Origin of the sequence: Pseudomonas sp. DTU_2021_1001937_2_SI_NGA_ILE_001 (assembly GCF_032463525.1) — a bacterium.
GTDB lineage: Bacteria > Pseudomonadota > Gammaproteobacteria > Pseudomonadales > Pseudomonadaceae > Aquipseudomonas.
In genome coordinates this window covers 4,128,165-4,144,034 of record NZ_CP135971.1, presented here as the reverse complement: position 1 = coordinate 4,144,034, position 15,870 = coordinate 4,128,165, and the positions used below count along the sequence as shown (strand labels likewise).

Genomic DNA, 15,870 nt, shown 5'->3' with positions numbered 1-15,870 from the left:
AAGGACTCAATGATTCCCCAAGTCGCTGCCGAACCGTTTTTTTGCCCGCCGCACCGGCCAGCCACCCCATGATGGCCATTTAGCGCGCGATTATCCTGTAGCGCGCGCAACAACGCATCAGCTGTGACAAAGTTTTTATCGTCCGGATACCTGTCGCTACACAAGGCTTGCTGAAGTGACCGTACAGTCAGACTTCAAGCAGAAACGTCACGGGGCCATCATTCACTAGATGCACTTGCATGTCAGCCCCGAAAACCCCTGAACCTACTGCCGGGTGAAGCGTTCTAGCCTGTTGCAGAAGATAGTCGAAAAGTTCGGCGCCCAGCGCCGGCGGCGCGGCTTTGGAGAAACTCGGCCGCATGCCGCTGCGGGTATCGGCCGCCAGGGTGAACTGGGAAACCAGCAACAAACCACCCTGAACGTCGCGCAACGACAGGTTCATCTTGCCCTCGGCATCGCTGAACACTCGGTAATTGAGCAACTTGTGCAGCAACTTATCGGCACTGGCCGGGGTGTCTTGAGGCTCGACGCCCACCAGCACCAACAGGCCCTGGTCGATGGCACCGACCACCTCCCCACCGACCTCGACACGGGCGCCGCGCACCCGTTGCAGCAATGCTTTCATAACTCTCCTTGGTAGAGGCGACGTCAGCCGCCCAGGGCTTTCCGGCCGAAGCCGGTCATGCGGGCCTGCAAAAAAGCCCGCCGTTCTCCGGATCAGGCTTCTTCAGGCGCGAGGTCAAGCAGTTGCCGGGCCACCTGGGCCGCAGCACGCACCAAAGCGTCGGCGATCCCCGGCTCGGCCGCCGAGTGGCCGGCCTCGCGGACGATCTGCAGTTCACTGCCCGGCCAGGCCTGGTGCAGGTCCCAGGCGTTGTCCAGCGGGCAGATCACGTCGTAGCGGCCATGGATGATGATGCCCGGCACGTGAGCGATCTTGTGCATGTCGCGCAGCAACTGGTTTTCTTCGAGGAAGGCATTGTTGACGAAGTAGTGCGTCTCGATACGGGCGATCGACAGCGCACGCTGGGGTTCGCAGAAGCGCTCGACCACCTGCGGGTTGGGCCTCAGGGTGGCGGTGCGCCCTTCCCAGCCGGACCACGCCTTGGCAGCGTGCATCTGGGCGATCTGGTCGCTGCCGGTCAGGCGCCGGTAGTAGGCGCCGAGCAGGTCGTGCCGCTCTTCGGCAGGGATCGGCGCCAGGTAATCCTGCCAGTAGTCGGGGAACAGACGGCTGGCGCCACTCTGGTAGAACCACTGGATTTCCTGCGGGCGGCACAAAAAGATGCCACGCAGGATCATCGCGTGCACTCTTTCGGGGTGGGTCTGGGCGTAGGCCAGGGCCAGGGTCGAGCCCCAGGAGCCACCGAACAGCACCCATTTGTCGATGCCCAGGTGCTCGCGAATGCGCTCCAGGTCTTCGACCAGGTGCCAGGTGGTGTTGTTTTCCAGGCTCGCATGCGGCGTGGAACGGCCACAGCCGCGCTGATCGAAGGTGATGATGCGGTACAGCGTGGGATCGAAGTAGCAGCGGCTGGCGGCGTCGCAGCCAGCGCCGGGGCCGCCATGTATGAACACCACCGGCAGGCCTTCCGGCGAGCCGCTTTCATCGACATAGAGCACATGCGGAGCTTCCACGGCCAGATCGTGCCGGGCGTAGGGTTTGATCTGTGGGTACAAAGTCTGCATAGCGGCTCCATGGTCCGGTTCGAGGGCGTCATCAATTGCCGAGGGCCATCATAAACCCGAAACGGATGATGAGCATGCTGCACTTTAGCGCCAGCCCCGGCTGCCAACCAGAAGCAGCGAACCAGAGCGCCTGCCTCGGGTCACAGGCAGGGACGGACGGCGGGCCATTGCGATTTTTTTCAGGAAATAACTGCCAGTACGCCTAAAGTTTCAGAGGTCTGCTCCCGTTTCGTCACGCTTCGTGATGAAACGGGAGCAGATACTGATAAACCTTGTCTTCAATCGACTGACTACTTGAGGTCGTAACGATGTCTCAGGAACCACTTGTTCGTGACGCAGAGGTGGCCGCGTTCCGTGCCGCCGTTCTCGCCAAGCTCACCTATGCGGTGGGCAAGGACCCTGACCATGCGTTTGAGCATGACTGGTTCGAAGCCGTGGCCCTGGCTGCCCGTGATCACATGGTCGAGCACTGGATGGACCATACCCGGCAGATCTACCGCACGGTGCAGAAGCGCGTGTACTACCTGTCGCTGGAATTTCTCATCGGCCGCCTGCTGTACGACAGCCTGAGCAACCTCGGCCTGCTGGAAATCGCCCGCGAAGCATTGACCGAGCTGGGCGTGGACATCGAACGGATCCGCCTGCTGGAGCCGGACGCCGCGCTGGGCAACGGCGGCCTGGGGCGCCTGGCCGCCTGCTTCATGGAAAGCATGTCGACCCTGGGCATCGCCGGCCATGGCTATGGCATCCGTTACGAGCACGGGCTGTTCCGCCAGGCCGTGGTGGACGGCTGGCAGCAGGAGCAGACCGAGAACTGGCTGGACTTCGGCAATCCCTGGGAGTTCGAACGCCCCGAAGTGGTCTACCCGGTGGGCTTCGGCGGCTATGTCGAAAGCGTGCAGGATGACGCCGGACAGGCTCACCAGGTCTGGCGCCCCGGCGAGACCGTGCGGGCCATCGCCTACGACACGCCGGTAGTCGGCTGGCGCGGCGCCAGCGTCAACACCCTGCGCCTGTGGCGCGCCCGGGCCATGGAAGACCTGCACCTGGAGCGTTTCAATGCCGGTGACCACTTCGGTGCCGTGGCCGAGGTGGTGCGTGCCGAGAGCATTTCGCGGGTGCTGTACCCCAACGATGCCACCGAGGCCGGCCAGGAACTGCGCCTGCGCCAGGAATACTTCTTCGTTTCCGCCTCGCTGCAGGACCTGTTGCGCCGCCACCTGAACATGCATGCCACGCTGATCGACCTGCCCGAGCATGCCTCGATCCAGATGAACGACACCCATCCGTCGATCGCCGTGGCCGAACTGATGCGCCTGCTCATCGACACCCATGGCATTCCATGGGACCAGGCCTGGAAGATCACCGTCGGCACCCTGGCCTACACCAACCACACCCTGCTGCCAGAAGCGCTGGAAACCTGGTCCGTGGGACTGATGGAGCGCATGCTGCCGCGCCACATGCAGATCATCTACCTGATCAACGCCCAGCACATCGACGACCTGCGCGCCAAGGGCATCCACGACTTCGACGTGCTGCGCGCCGTGTCGCTGATCGAAGAAGACAACGGTCGCCGGGTACGCATGGGCAACCTGGCGTTCCTGGGTTCAAGCAGCGTCAACGGCGTATCGGCGCTGCACACCCAGCTGATGCGCAAGACCGTGTTCGCCGAGCTGCACAAGCTCTACCCGGAGCGCATCAACAACAAGACCAACGGCATCACCTTCCGCCGCTGGCTGTTCCAGGCCAACCCGCGCCTGACCCAGATTCTCGTCGAGACCCTGGGCGAGGACGTGCTGGACAATGCCGAGACGCGCCTGACCGACCTGGAACCCTTCGCCGAGAAGAGTTCGCTGCGCAAGCAGTTCGCTGACCAGCGACTGCACAACAAGCGCGCCCTGGCGGCGATCATCCAGGACCGCCTGGGCATCACCGTCAACCCGGCGGCGATGTTCGACGTGCAGGTCAAGCGTATCCACGAGTACAAGCGCCAGCTGCTCAACCTGTTCCACACCGTGGCGCTGTACCAGGCGATTCGCGCCGAGCCGGGCACCGACTGGGTGCCGCGGGTGAAGATCTTCGCCGGCAAGGCCGCCGCCAGCTACCACTCGGCCAAGCTGATCATCAAGTTGGCCAACGACATCGCCCGCGTGGTCAACAACGACCCGACGGTACGCGGCCTGCTCAAGGTGGTGTTCCTGCCCAACTACAACGTCAGCCTCGCCGAGAGCATCATCCCGGCGGCCGACCTGTCCGAGCAGATCTCTACCGCCGGCCTGGAAGCCTCCGGCACCAGCAACATGAAGTTCGGCCTCAACGGCGCCCTGACCATCGGCACCCTCGACGGCGCCAACGTGGAGATGAGCGAACGCATCGGCCTGGACAACATGTTCATCTTCGGCATGACCTCGCAGCAGGTCGAGGCCCGCAAGCGCGCCGGCGACTTCAACGCCCACGCCGACGTGGCCGCTTCGCCGCGCCTGGGCGACGTGTTGCAGGCGATCCGTGGCGGGGTTTTCTCGCCGGATGATCCGAACCGCTACGTGGGCCTGGTCGACCAGTTGCTGGCCTATGACCGCTTCCTGGTCTGCGCCGACTTCGACTCGTACTGGAACGCCCAGTTGAAGGTCGAGGAAACCTGGCACGACTCCAAGAAGTGGTGGCGCTCGGCGGTGCTCAACACCGCGCGCATGGGCTGGTTCTCTTCGGACCGCACCATTCGCGAGTACGCCACGGAAATCTGGAAAGCCCTGGATTGACCGTTCACACCGGGCACACCCGCCGGGGTGTGTCCGGCCTGTGAAAAAATTCCTACCAGCCTGACACTAATCCCCAGCGGCATCTGTCCAAGCGGCCAGTATACTTTTGCAATACTTTCTCCCCCGCCCCTGGAAGGATGCTGGCCCATGCCATGGTTTGCGCTGTTTGCCGGAATAGCGGTGCTGCTCTGGCTGTTTCTGGGTTTTCCCTATATCGAATCCGACGTCGGTCTGGCTGCCAGCCTGCTGGTGGTCTGGCTGGTCTGCCAGGCCGCGCAGCTCAAGTCGCTCGGGCGCCGCGCGCAAGATCAGGAACGATTGCTCGAGGCCTTGCAAAAACGCCTGGATCGGCTCGAATCCACTCCTGACCGTCCGCAGCCGGTGGTGCTGCCCAAGGCCGCCCCAGCAGAAACAGCAGCGGCAGCGATGCCGCCACCGCAAGCGGCCCCCGCGCCGGCAGCCGATGCCTGGGGCCAGCGGTCTGCCGAACCTGAACTGACCTGGGATCTGCCCGCCGCGCTGGCTCAGCCGGCAACCACCGAACCCGCCCAGCCAGCGGCAGCGGCCGCCCCGCGCGAGCCGGACCTGCTCGATCGCCTGGCCGGCGGCGCCCGCGACTGGCTGCTGGGCGGCAACACCGTGCTGCGGGTGGGCCTGGTGCTGCTGTTCCTCGGCCTGGCCTTCCTGCTGTGCTACGCCACGGAAGATCTGGTGATTCCCCTCGAAGCCCGCTATGCCGGTGTCGCGGCCAGCGCCCTGGCCTTGCTGGGCCTGGGCTGGTGGCTGCGCGAGCGCAAGCCGGGCTTCGCCCTGATGGTGCAGGGCGCCGGTATCGGCGTGCTGTACCTGACCGTATTCGCGGCGATGAAACTTCACCCGCTGCTCGACCCGACCCTGGGCTTCGCCCTGTTGGTGAGCATCATGGCCTGTTCGGCGGTCCTTGCCGTGACCCAGGACTCTCTGGCCCTGGCCTGCGCCGCGACCCTCGGCGGCTTCGCCGCGCCCATCCTGGCCTCCACCGGACAAGGCAGCCATGTCGCGCTGTTCAGCTACTTCCTGCTGCTCAACGTCGGCATCTTCGCCATCGCCTGGTTCAAGGCCTGGCGCCTGCTCAATCTGATCGGCTTCGTCGGCACCTTCGGCATCGGCTGCGCCTGGGGCCTGAACAGCTACACGCCGGAGCTGTTCTGGAGCACCGAGCCGTTCCTGGTGGCGTTCTTCATGATGTACCTGGCCATCGGCCTGCTGTTCGCCCGGCGCAAACTGCAGGAGGCGCCCAGCCGCCCGCAGGACGACAGCCAGGCAGCCTGGCTGCTGTGGTCGGTGCGGCAGAGCGACTACGTGGACGGCTCGCTGCTGTTCGGCACCCCATTGGTGGGCTTCGGCCTGCAATACGCGGTAGTCCAGCACCTGGAGTTCGGCGCGGCGTTCAGTGCCCTGTTCCTCGGCCTGATTTACATGGGCATCGCTCGCGGGCTGGCCAGCCAGGCCAGTGAACGCACGCGGCTGCTGATGGAAGGCTGCCTGGCACTGGGCGTGGTGTTCGCCTCGCTGGCCATTCCGCTGGGCCTGGATGCGCGCTGGACCAGTTGTGCCTGGGCGGTGGAAGGTGCCGCAGTGTTCTGGCTGGGCCTGCGCCAGCAGCGGGTACTGGCCCGCGGCTTCGGGCTGCTGTTGCAGATCGCCGCCGGCCTGACCTGCCTGAATGCGCTGCTCGGCTTCGACCAGGCGGCGCAGCAGGATTTCTGGACGCCGATGATCGTGGCACTGGCTGGCCTGACCAGCGCATTCTGCGTACACCGCCTGGGCACCGCACTGCATGTCGACCAACAGACGCAGGGCATGGCCCTGCTGGTATGGAGCGGTGCCTGGTGGGCGTGGTCGCTGGGCATCGTCATCACCCGTTTCGCGCCCCCTAGCTGGCAGTTGACCTGGGCGCTGCTCGCCGCCGCTGCCAGCGTGGCGCTGTGGACCCTGGTGGCGGTGCGTCTGCGCTGGCCGGGCCTGGCGCAGCTGTGCGGGGCCCTGATGCCGCTCGCTGCCTTGCTGCTGCTCGGTGCCCTGGACAGCCAGTATCACCCGGCGGCCGAAGGCGGCTGGCTGGGCTGGGGGGCGGTGGTCGGCGTACACCTGCTGAGCCTGCGCCGCCTGGCCAACTGGTTGCCGAACTGGGTGCTCGATGCCCTGCATGCTCTGGGCTGCTGGGTGATCCTCGGCGTGCTGGCGGCGGAGCTGCGCTACGCGCTCATGCAACTGGCCGAACAACACAATGCCTGGCGCTGGCTGGGCTGGGCGCTGCTGCCAAGCCTGTTCCTCTGGGCCATGGCCGCACAGCGCGACTGGCCGTGGCCGGTGTCCGAACGCCCGGCCGCCTATCGCCTGTGGGCGGCGGCACCGCTGGCGGCGCTGATGCTGGTCTGGTTCTGGCTGGCCAATGCCCTGAGCGATGGCAGCGCCGCGCCCCTGCCCTACCTGCCGCTGCTCAACCCGCTGGAACTGGGCCTGCTGCTGGCACTGGGCGGCGCGCTGCTATGGGCACACCGCCATTTGCCGACGCTGGGCCTCCGCGCCACCGACGTGCAACGAGGGGTGCGGCTCATGGCCGGCGCCTCGCTGTTCGCGCTGGTCACCGCCATGGTCATGCGCAGCGCCCATCACTGGACCGGGGTGGCCTGGGACACCACGGAGTTGCTGGATTCGATGCGCGTACAGGCGGCATTGTCCATCGTTTGGACCCTGATGGCCCTGGCGCTGATGATCGGCGGCCACCTGAAATCGCAGCGTGAAATCTGGCTGGCCGGCGCTGCGCTGATCGGTGTGGTGGTGGTCAAGCTGTTCTTCGTCGAACTGAGCGACCGTGGATCGCTGGAGCGCATTGTGTCGTTCATAGGTGTTGGCATATTGCTATTGGTAGTAGGATATTTCGCACCACTACCGCCGAAGCCGGGTTCCCGAGAGAACCATCAGACGCCCGGCGCAGAGCCCGTGCAACCCCCGGTCCAATCCTGAGGAAATCTGCTTTTGAGTCGTCCGCTGATCATGAAAATCGCCGCCCTGGGCATGGCCTGGGTAGCCCTGGCTGCCCAGGCGCAAGACAGCCAAAGCGACTTCGCCAGCCAGACTCCGCTGACCCTGAGCGGCGAAGGGCCCTGGTATCGGCTCGAACTGCCCCTGGCCGTGCAGCTGCATGCCCGCCAGGCAGACCTTGGCGACCTGCGGATCTTCAACGCCCAGGGCCAGCCCATGGCCTATGCCTTCGCCCGCGAGCCACAGGTGACCGAGCAGGATCCGCCGCCGGTGGCGGTGAAGTGGTTCCCGCTGTACAGCACCGCCGACGCCGACGACAGCGTGCCGAGGGTGCGCATCGAACGCTCCAGCAACGGCACACTGGTGGAAGTTCAGCCGCAGGCCGCCATCGAGGCCGGCGAAGAAGTACTGCGCGGCTGGCTGCTCGACACCAGCCTGGTCAAGGCACCGCTGGAACAGCTGATCATCGATTGGAGCACCGAGCGCGAGGGCTTCCAGCAGTTCACCATCGAAGCCAGCGATGACCTGCAGACCTGGCAGCCCTGGGGTGAAGGCCAGGTGGCACGCCTGTCGTTCGCCGACGAAGTGGTCGAGCAGCGCGAAGTCGGCCTGCCGGGGCTCACTGCCCGCTACCTGCGCCTGCTGTGGCGGTCGCCCCAGGGCGCGCCGACCCTCACCGCCGCCCAGGTGCTCAGCGCCGGCCCGGACAGCCCGGCGCTGCCACTGACCTGGTCGCCGGAAATGAACGGCCAGCAGGAACAGCCAGGGCGCTATGTCTGGCAGTTGCCGGTCAGCATGCCGCTGCAGCGCGTCAGCCTGGTCATCGAACAACCCAACAGCCTGGCGCCCGGCGTGCTGTATGGTCGCACTGACAGCCGCCAGCCATGGCAGGTCATCGGCAGCGGCCTGCTCTACCGCCTGACTCAGAACGGTGGCGAGGTGCAGCAGAACGAGATCCAGCTCGACGGCCAGGTGGTGCGCGAACTGAAGCTGGAAGTCGACGAACGCGGCGGCGGGCTGGGCCAGCAGGCACCGCGCCTGCGCTTCGCAGTGCAGGCCACCCAGGTGGTGTTCCTGGCCCGTGACAAGGGGCCGTTCGTGCTCGCCGTGGGCAACCCCACCGCGCAAGCCGCCAACCTGCCGCTGGCCACCCTGATTCCCGAGCTGGGCCCGACGACCCTGACCACCCTGGGCCGCGCGCAGCCGGCCAGCCCGCAGGTGCCCAGCCTGGCCACTGCGCTGCCGGCGGCCGAGCCTGGCGTGGATTACAAGCGTCTGGGCCTGTGGGGGGTGCTGGTGCTGGGCGCCCTGCTGCTGGCCTGGATGGCCTGGGGCACGCTGCGCGCCGCACGGCAGAAACCCTGACCTGCGGCAGCCCGCCGGCAGATTTTGCAGCTAACGTGAACAGACCCGCCTGCCCCGCCGGCCAAACCGCGCGGCAGACGGCTCTGAGCCGCCAGCCGGGGGCCGTTCCTGAACTCGACGACGCAGTTCCAGTCTGACAGGGCAGTATTACCTTGCGACTCGCGCTAAACTGCGCGGGTTTTCCACTCCCCCTTTGTTCGGAGCTATCCATGTCCCGCGTTACCCTGAGTCGCTTTCTGATTGAGCAGACCCGCAGCAACAACACCCCTGCCGATCTGCGTTTCCTGATCGAAGTGGTGGCGCGTGCGTGCAAGGAAATCAGCCACGCGGTATCCAAAGGCGCCCTGGGTGGTGTACTGGGCAGCATGGGCACCGAGAACGTACAAGGTGAAGTGCAGAAGAAGCTCGACGTGATCTCCAACGAGATCCTGCTCGAAGCCAACGAATGGGGCGGCCACCTGGCCGGCATGGCGTCCGAAGAAATGGACAACGCCTACCAGATCCCCGGCAAGTACCCCAAGGGTGCCTACCTGCTGGTTTTCGACCCGCTGGACGGCTCGTCGAACATCGACATCAACGCACCAGTGGGCACCATCTTCTCGGTACTGCGTTGCCCGAACGAGTACCTGAGCCAGAACGAAGCGCTGAACGAGAAGGCGTTCCTGCAGCCAGGTTCGCAGCAGGTTGCCGCCGGCTACGCGATCTATGGTCCGCAGACCATGCTGATCCTGACCCTGGGCAACGGCGTCAAGGGCTTCACCCTGGACCGTGAAATGGGCAGTTTCGTCCTCACCCACGAGAACATCAGCATTCCGGAAACCACCCAGGAATTCGCCATCAACATGTCCAACCAGCGCCACTGGGAAGCTCCGGTGCAGCGTTATGTGGGCGAACTGCTGGCCGGTGAGGAAGGCCCGCTGCAGAAGAACTACAACATGCGCTGGGTGGCTGCGATGGTCGCCGACGTGCACCGCATCCTGACCCGTGGCGGCCTGTTCATGTATCCACGCGACGCCCGCGAGCCTTCCAAGCCGGGCAAGCTGCGCCTGATGTACGAAGCCAACCCGATGTCGTTCCTGATCGAGCAGGCTGGCGGCGCCTCCACCAACGGCAAGCAGCGCATTCTCGACATCCAGCCTGAGGGTCTGCACGAGCGTGTGGCGGTATTCCTCGGCTCCAAGCAGGAAGTCGAGCGCATCACCGGCTACCACCAGGCGTAAAACGTGTCGCGCCCCTGGCTGACATTGCTGGAATGGTGGTTCGGCCCGGCCGAATCGCCTGCTGGCGTGCTCAAGCCCAGGAACGCCTTGTGGTTTGGCAAGCACCCGGCCAATGACCGCGAGGCCCGCGAGCGCTTCGGCGAACAGATGCAGCAAGCGCTGCACGGCGGGCTGCAGGACTGGCTGGTCGAGCCGCAAGGCTGGCTGGCCCTGGTGCTGTTGCTCGACCAGTTGCCGCGCATGATCCACCGCGATACCGCCCAGGCCTGGAGCGGCGATGCCCGCGCCCAGGCCCTGGTGCGTGACGGCCTGGCCCAGGGCCGCGACCTGCAGTTGCTGCCACTGCAGCGCACCTTCATCTATCTGGTGCTGGAGCACAGCGAAGACCTCGCCGACCAGAACCACGCCATCGAACGCTTCAAGGCCCTGCTCGATGCCGCTTCGGATGCCGAGCGCGACGACTTGCGGCGCAGCCTCGACTACGCCGAACGCCACCAGCGCATCATTGCCCGCTTCGGGCGCTTCCCGCACCGCAATGCGCCCCTGGGCCGCGCCAGCACGGCCGAAGAACTCGCCTTTCTCGAAACACCCGGCTCAAGCTTCTGATATCCATTACAAATCCTTTCAGGGCTTGGGAACCAGATCGAATTTTGCCCATCCAAGCTCAGGGTACGGTATCGCTCGAATACTGGCCTTCATCAACACCAGGAGCCCCCATTCATGCCTTTGCGTTATATCGCGTTACTGGCGTCGCTCGTCTTCCTGAGCGCTTGCAACAAGATCAATCAGGAAAATTACTCGAAACTCTCCGCCGGCATGCCGAAGGCGCAGGTCGAAGAGCTGCTTGGCAAGCCTACCGAATGCTCCGGCGCGCTGGGCATGTCCAGCTGCACCTGGGGCAACGAGAAAGCCTTTATCAGCGTGCAGTACGCCGGTGACAAAGTGGTGCTGTTTTCCGGGCAGGGCCTCAAGTAACCCATGGCCATCCGACTACTGCGCTTTGCCCTGATCGTACTGGCCGGTTTCCTGGCCATTGGCTTCGCCCACTCGGCCGACAACCTTGACCCCAAGACCGTCGGCAACGTCGACCTCAAGCGCTACCAGGGCACCTGGTACGAGCTGGCCCGCCTGCCGATGTACTTCCAGCGCGACTGCGCCCAGGCACAGGCGCGCTACCTGCTGCAGGACGACGGCAGCGTCGCGGTGAGCAACCGCTGCCGGACCCTGGAGGGCGAATGGAAGGAGGCCACCGGCACCGCCACCCCGCAGGTAGCCGGCAAGACCGACAAGCTCTGGGTGCGCTTCGACAACTGGTTCTCGCGCCTGCTGCCCTGGTTCACCAAGGGCGACTACTGGGTGCTGTACGTGGATGACCACTACAAGACCGCCGTGGTCGGCAACCCGAACCGCAAGTACCTGTGGCTGCTGTCGCGCACCCCGGATGTTCCCGAGTGGGTCAAGCAGGAACTGCTCGGCAAGGCGCGCCAGCAGGGTTATGACACCAGCCGGTTGATCTGGCGTACACCAGACTCGGCGATCGCCAAGGCGCAGGACTGATTCCCTCGAATCGGTTCAGCTGTAGCTGGCCAACTGGTAACATGCCGGGCACCCCGGCGGCCCTGCCGCTGTAACGCCCTCAAGGATGTCCGGCCCATGAAACGTACCACCCTGCTCCGCGCCGCCGACTACCCCAGCACGCCCTGGAAGAACGGCGGTGGCACCAGCCATGAAATCACCCGTGATGCCGGCCAGGCCCTCGACGACTTCGGCTGGCGGCTGTCGATGGTCGACGTAGAGAAAGGCGGGGCCTTTTCCGCGTTCACTGGCTACCAGCGCATCATCACCGTGCTGCAGGGCGCCGGCATGGCCCTGGAGATCGACGGCCAGCCCAGCCGCGCACTCCCGGTTTCCGATCCCATGGCCTTCAGCGGTGACAGCGAGGTCATCTGCCACCTCAGCGACGGTCCGGTGCGCGACTTCAACCTGATCTACGACGCACAGTGCTACGACGCCCGCCTGCAATGGCTGGACGTGCGCCAGCCGCAGCGGGTATTCAGTTCGGCCAGCACGCTGCTGGTGTTCAGCGTCGCTCAGCAGATGGCGGTCAGCATCGACGAAGGGCTGTGGGAAATCCTCGGTCACTACGACTGCCTGCGTACCGACAACCCCGGCGGCCTGCTGGAGATCGAACTGCAGGCGCCGTCCGCCAGCCGCTGCTGCCTGATCGAACTGTCCGCCCGCGGCGAGCCTTGAAGCTCCCCCTGAAGAATAAATAGGAGTGTCATGACTCATTTCCCTCGCCAGGAATCCCCCCGTGCCGTCGCCTTGCTGAAAAACCTTCTTGCCTCTGAAGCGTCCGGCGGCATCGTCCTGATGCTCGCCGCCCTGGCCGCCCTGATCGTCGCCAACAGCCCCCTGGCGGACGCCTACTTCGCCGGACTGCACACCGTCTGGCTGGGTCTTTCGGTCGAGCTGTGGGTCAACGATGGGCTGATGGCGATCTTCTTTCTGATGGTCGGCCTGGAAATCAAGCGCGAAGTCCTCGCCGGCGGCCTGGCCAGCTGGGAACAGCGCGCCCTGCCCGGCTTCGCGGCCCTCGGCGGCATGCTGGTACCGGCACTGATCTACCTGGCGGTGAACTGGAGTCATGCGCAGACCCAGAGCGGCTGGGCCATCCCGGCAGCCACCGACATCGCCTTCGCCCTCGGCGTGCTGTCACTGCTGGGCAAGCGCGTGCCGACCTCGCTGAAAGTCTTCCTTGCCGCCCTGGCGATTCTCGATGACCTGGGTGCGGTGACCATCATCGCGCTGTTCTACAGCTCGGGCCTGAACGTCAGCATGCTGCTGGCCGCGTTTGCCACCCTCGCGGTGCTGGTGCTGATGAACCGCCTCAAGGTCAACCGGCTGCTGCCCTACCTGCTGCTCGGTGCGCTGCTGTGGGTGTTCGTGCTCAAGTCCGGGGTGCATGCGACCCTGGCCGGCGTGGCGCTGGCGCTGTGCATCCCGCTCAACAGCGAGAAAGACGAGGCCACTTCACCGCTGCTGTTGCTCGAAGAAAAGCTGCACGGCTGGGTCGCGTTCGCCATCGTGCCGATCTTCGGTTTCGCCAATGCCGGCGTATCCCTGGCCGGCATCTCGGTCGACAGTCTCAGCGACCCGGTGCCTTTGGGCGTCGCCCTGGGACTGTTCGTCGGCAAGCAGGTTGGCGTGTTCCTGGCAGCGGTACTGGCCATTCGTACCGGCCTGGCGGTACTGCCCAAGGGCAGCAATTGGCTGCAGCTGTACGGCGTGGCGATCCTCTGCGGTATCGGTTTCACCATGAGCCTGTTCATCGGCAACCTGGCGTTCCCCGGCGCACCGCACCTGGTGGATGAAGTGAAGATCGGCGTACTGCTCGGTTCAGGACTGTCGGCGGTGCTGGGCGCCCTGTTGCTGCGCAGCGCCACGAAACCCGCAGACTGACACGCTTTTCACCATTGCCTGACCTGGCCGCAACGGCGGCCTGCCTAATGTAGCGCTCATGCCCTCTCGCGGAGACCGTCATGAGCGCCCACTTACCTCTCGAACAGCCTTCGGCCAGGCGCTGCCTGCCCCTTGCCCAGCCTGGCCTGGCAGCCCGCCTGCTGGCCTGGCGCGAAGAACAGACCCTGCGCAAGGCCCTGCATCTGGCCGACGAGCCGGGCCTGGTACTCGACCTGCCCAGCGGCAACGGGCGGTTCTGGCCGCTGCTGGCGGAAAAGCCGTCACGCATCATCGTCGCCGCCGACCCGAGCGCCGAGGCCCTGCGTGAAGCCAGCGCGCTCCAGCACCCGGCCATCAGCCGCCGCGTGCAGCCGCTGCACACCACGCTGCTGGACATCGACCTGCCGGACAACTGCGTGGACTGCATTTTCAGTCTCGACCTGATCTCGGACATTCGTGACTCGATGCTGCGCATGGAACTGCTTCAGGAATTTCATCGCGTCAGCCGCGAAACCGCCATCGTCGCGCTGCGCACCGACGGCAACCTGGCGGCCCTGAGCCGACGCTGGATGCACGAGCAAGACCAGCAAGCCCCATTGCCGCTGCCCGGCAGCCGCGTCGAGCGCGAGTTCGTCGCGGCCGGCTTCAGCATCCAGCAGCGCTTGCAACCGCTGGCGTTCCTGTCAAGCCGCTGCATCTACGTATTGCGCAAGCTGTGATGCGGCGCAGCAGCGCCGAGTGATGTTTTTTTCACAAAGGCTTCACTCGGCCAGGACTCGCCCGTTCCTAAAGTGCCATCACTCTCAAGCCAGCCCTTCGATCCCTCGCCTGGAGCCTTATCGTGGCCTTGCCCCTCGACACCGTATTCACTCCCGTGCTGCGACCGTCCCCCACGCTGCGCAAGCTCTTGCGTGGCCTGGCCTTCGGCGTACTGCTGCTGACAGCCCTGGCGGCCGCCTGGTTCTTCAGCCGCGGCCATGTCGTGGACCTGGGCCAGCGCAACGCCTGGCTGCAATCGGGCGCCTATGCCCAGTGGCAGCAGGGCAACGTCATCGTGCTGATGCGCCACGCCGAGCGCTGCGACCAATCCAGCAACGCCTGCCTGGGCCCGGCCGACGGCATTACCGTCGCTGGCACCCAGGTCGCTCAGGGTGTGGGCGATGGGTTGGCGCAACTGGGACTTTCCGATGCGCTGCTGCTGGCCAGCCCGCTGACCCGCACACGCCAGACCGCTAACTTCGTGTTCGGCAAGGAAGTCGCCAGTGCGGCCTGGGCCGGCAGTTGCGACGCCGACTTCGCCGGCAGCCTGCTGGCCAACAAGCTGCGGCATCGCAACCTGGTGCTGGTCACCCACAGCGGCTGCATCGATCACTTGCTGCGCAAGCTCAACGTGCAGCCTGGCGAGCGCGAGACCGATTACGCCGAGGCGGTGATGGTGTCAGTGAACGACCAGGGCCAGCCGCATCTGCTGGGCTCGCTGAAAGCCGACCAATGGCACAAGATCCAGGAATGACGCCATGCCCAACGCGCTCGATAACGCCCTGCTGCGCCGCTCATTGGGCATCTCATGCCTGCTGGCGGTCATCACCTTCCTGACCTTCGACCTGACCGAGCTGGACCGGGCCATCAGCGACCTGTTCTACAACCCGGCCTCTCAGAGTTTCGTGCTCGAACATGACCGGCTGTTCGAACGCGTCACCCATCAGTGGGCACGGATGATCCCCGGCCTGTTCACCAGCCTGGCGCTGGCCACCGCCATGCTGGCCGGCGTAGCCGCGCTGCTGGAACTGCGCGGCGCGCAAGCACTGCGCAGCCTGGCGCAGCGGGCGCGCATCCTGCCGCTGCTGGCCCTGGCCCATCGGCACGTGCGCGACGCGCTGTTCTTTCTGGTCGCCTTCGCCCTGAGCGCCACGGCCGTGCATTACCTCAAGAGCCACACCAGTGTGTATTGCCCGGTGGAAACCACGCTCTACGGCGGCAGCCAGGCGCACGTGCGCTGGTTCGAAAACTTCAACGCCTTCAGCAAGCCCGGTGCCGGGCGCTGCTGGCCGGGCGGCCATGCATCAGGGGCGTTCAGCCTCATGGCGCTGTACTTCATCGCTCTGCGCTACCAATGGCGACATGCGCGTCAGGTGCTGTGGCTGACCCTCGGTCTGGGGCTGCTGTTCGGCACCACCCGGGTGCTGCAGGGCTGGCACTACATGTCGCATACCTTCTGGGCCGGGCTGATCGTCTGGTGGTGCACGGCGTTCACCGCCTGGGCGTTCTACGCTCGAACCGCCAGGCGGAATGCTTCAGAAGCACACGGCCTTCACGAGCCGGTGCGTTAACCCGCACCAAACAAGAAA

General features: G+C 65.3%; 14 protein-coding genes. 12 read left to right on the top strand and 2 right to left on the bottom strand.

Annotated features, from left to right (window positions below):
• Window positions 1–187: 187 nt before the first annotated feature.
• Together dtd and pip are read right to left on the bottom strand one after the other, a co-directional pair.
• The gene (gene dtd, locus RRX38_RS18030; RefSeq protein ID WP_315960144.1) at window positions 188–625 is read right to left on the bottom strand and encodes a D-aminoacyl-tRNA deacylase; all 438 of its coding nucleotides are present in this window, start codon (window positions 623–625) and stop codon (window positions 188–190) included.
• 92 nt (window positions 626–717) lie between these two features.
• Window positions 718–1,689 (bottom strand): prolyl aminopeptidase, encoded by a 972-nt coding sequence (gene pip / locus RRX38_RS18025; RefSeq protein WP_315960143.1) that lies wholly within the window; start codon window positions 1,687–1,689, stop codon window positions 718–720.
• A 308-nt stretch (window positions 1,690–1,997) separates the two neighbouring features.
• Here pip and RRX38_RS18020 point away from each other — a divergent pair, with 308 nt between their 5' ends.
• The 12 genes from RRX38_RS18020 to RRX38_RS17965 all read left to right on the top strand — a co-directional run bounded on the left by RRX38_RS18020 (window position 1,998) and on the right by RRX38_RS17965 (window position 15,852).
• Complete coding sequence (locus tag RRX38_RS18020; protein ID WP_315960142.1) at window positions 1,998–4,448, top strand: glycogen/starch/alpha-glucan phosphorylase; 2,451 nt, start codon at window positions 1,998–2,000, stop codon at window positions 4,446–4,448.
• A gap of 147 nt (window positions 4,449–4,595) precedes the next feature.
• Window positions 4,596–7,457, top strand: coding sequence for a DUF2339 domain-containing protein (locus tag RRX38_RS18015; protein WP_315960141.1), 2,862 nt, complete (start codon window positions 4,596–4,598; stop codon window positions 7,455–7,457).
• 30 nt (window positions 7,458–7,487) lie between these two features.
• Entirely contained in the window at window positions 7,488–8,840 is a 1,353-nt protein-coding gene (locus RRX38_RS18010) for a DUF3999 domain-containing protein (RefSeq protein WP_315962701.1), read from the top strand.
• 209 nt (window positions 8,841–9,049) lie between these two features.
• The gene (locus tag RRX38_RS18005; RefSeq protein WP_315960140.1) at window positions 9,050–10,060 is read left to right on the top strand and encodes a class 1 fructose-bisphosphatase; all 1,011 of its coding nucleotides are present in this window, start codon (window positions 9,050–9,052) and stop codon (window positions 10,058–10,060) included.
• 3 nt (window positions 10,061–10,063) lie between these two features.
• Window positions 10,064–10,666: a DUF924 family protein gene (locus RRX38_RS18000; protein ID WP_315960139.1), complete on the top strand. Its 603-nt coding sequence runs from the start codon at window positions 10,064–10,066 to the stop codon at window positions 10,664–10,666.
• 114 nt (window positions 10,667–10,780) lie between these two features.
• Window positions 10,781–11,035 (top strand): outer membrane protein assembly factor BamE, encoded by a 255-nt coding sequence (gene bamE / locus RRX38_RS17995; protein ID WP_315960138.1) that lies wholly within the window; start codon window positions 10,781–10,783, stop codon window positions 11,033–11,035.
• A gap of 3 nt (window positions 11,036–11,038) precedes the next feature.
• Window positions 11,039–11,617 (top strand): lipocalin family protein, encoded by a 579-nt coding sequence (locus RRX38_RS17990; RefSeq protein ID WP_315960137.1) that lies wholly within the window; start codon window positions 11,039–11,041, stop codon window positions 11,615–11,617.
• Window positions 11,618–11,713: 96 nt separating this feature from the next.
• Window positions 11,714–12,313: a HutD family protein gene (locus RRX38_RS17985; RefSeq protein ID WP_315960136.1), complete on the top strand. Its 600-nt coding sequence runs from the start codon at window positions 11,714–11,716 to the stop codon at window positions 12,311–12,313.
• Window positions 12,314–12,343: 30 nt separating this feature from the next.
• A complete protein-coding gene (nhaA, locus tag RRX38_RS17980; protein WP_315960135.1) occupies window positions 12,344–13,522 on the top strand; it encodes a Na+/H+ antiporter NhaA in 1,179 nt (392 codons plus the stop codon).
• A gap of 80 nt (window positions 13,523–13,602) precedes the next feature.
• Complete coding sequence (locus RRX38_RS17975; RefSeq protein ID WP_315960134.1) at window positions 13,603–14,241, top strand: class I SAM-dependent methyltransferase; 639 nt, start codon at window positions 13,603–13,605, stop codon at window positions 14,239–14,241.
• A gap of 122 nt (window positions 14,242–14,363) precedes the next feature.
• Window positions 14,364–15,035, top strand: coding sequence for a histidine phosphatase family protein (locus RRX38_RS17970; protein WP_315960133.1), 672 nt, complete (start codon window positions 14,364–14,366; stop codon window positions 15,033–15,035).
• A gap of 4 nt (window positions 15,036–15,039) precedes the next feature.
• Entirely contained in the window at window positions 15,040–15,852 is an 813-nt protein-coding gene (locus tag RRX38_RS17965) for a phosphatase PAP2 family protein (protein ID WP_315960132.1), read from the top strand.
• The last annotated feature ends 18 nt before the right edge of the window (window positions 15,853–15,870 follow it).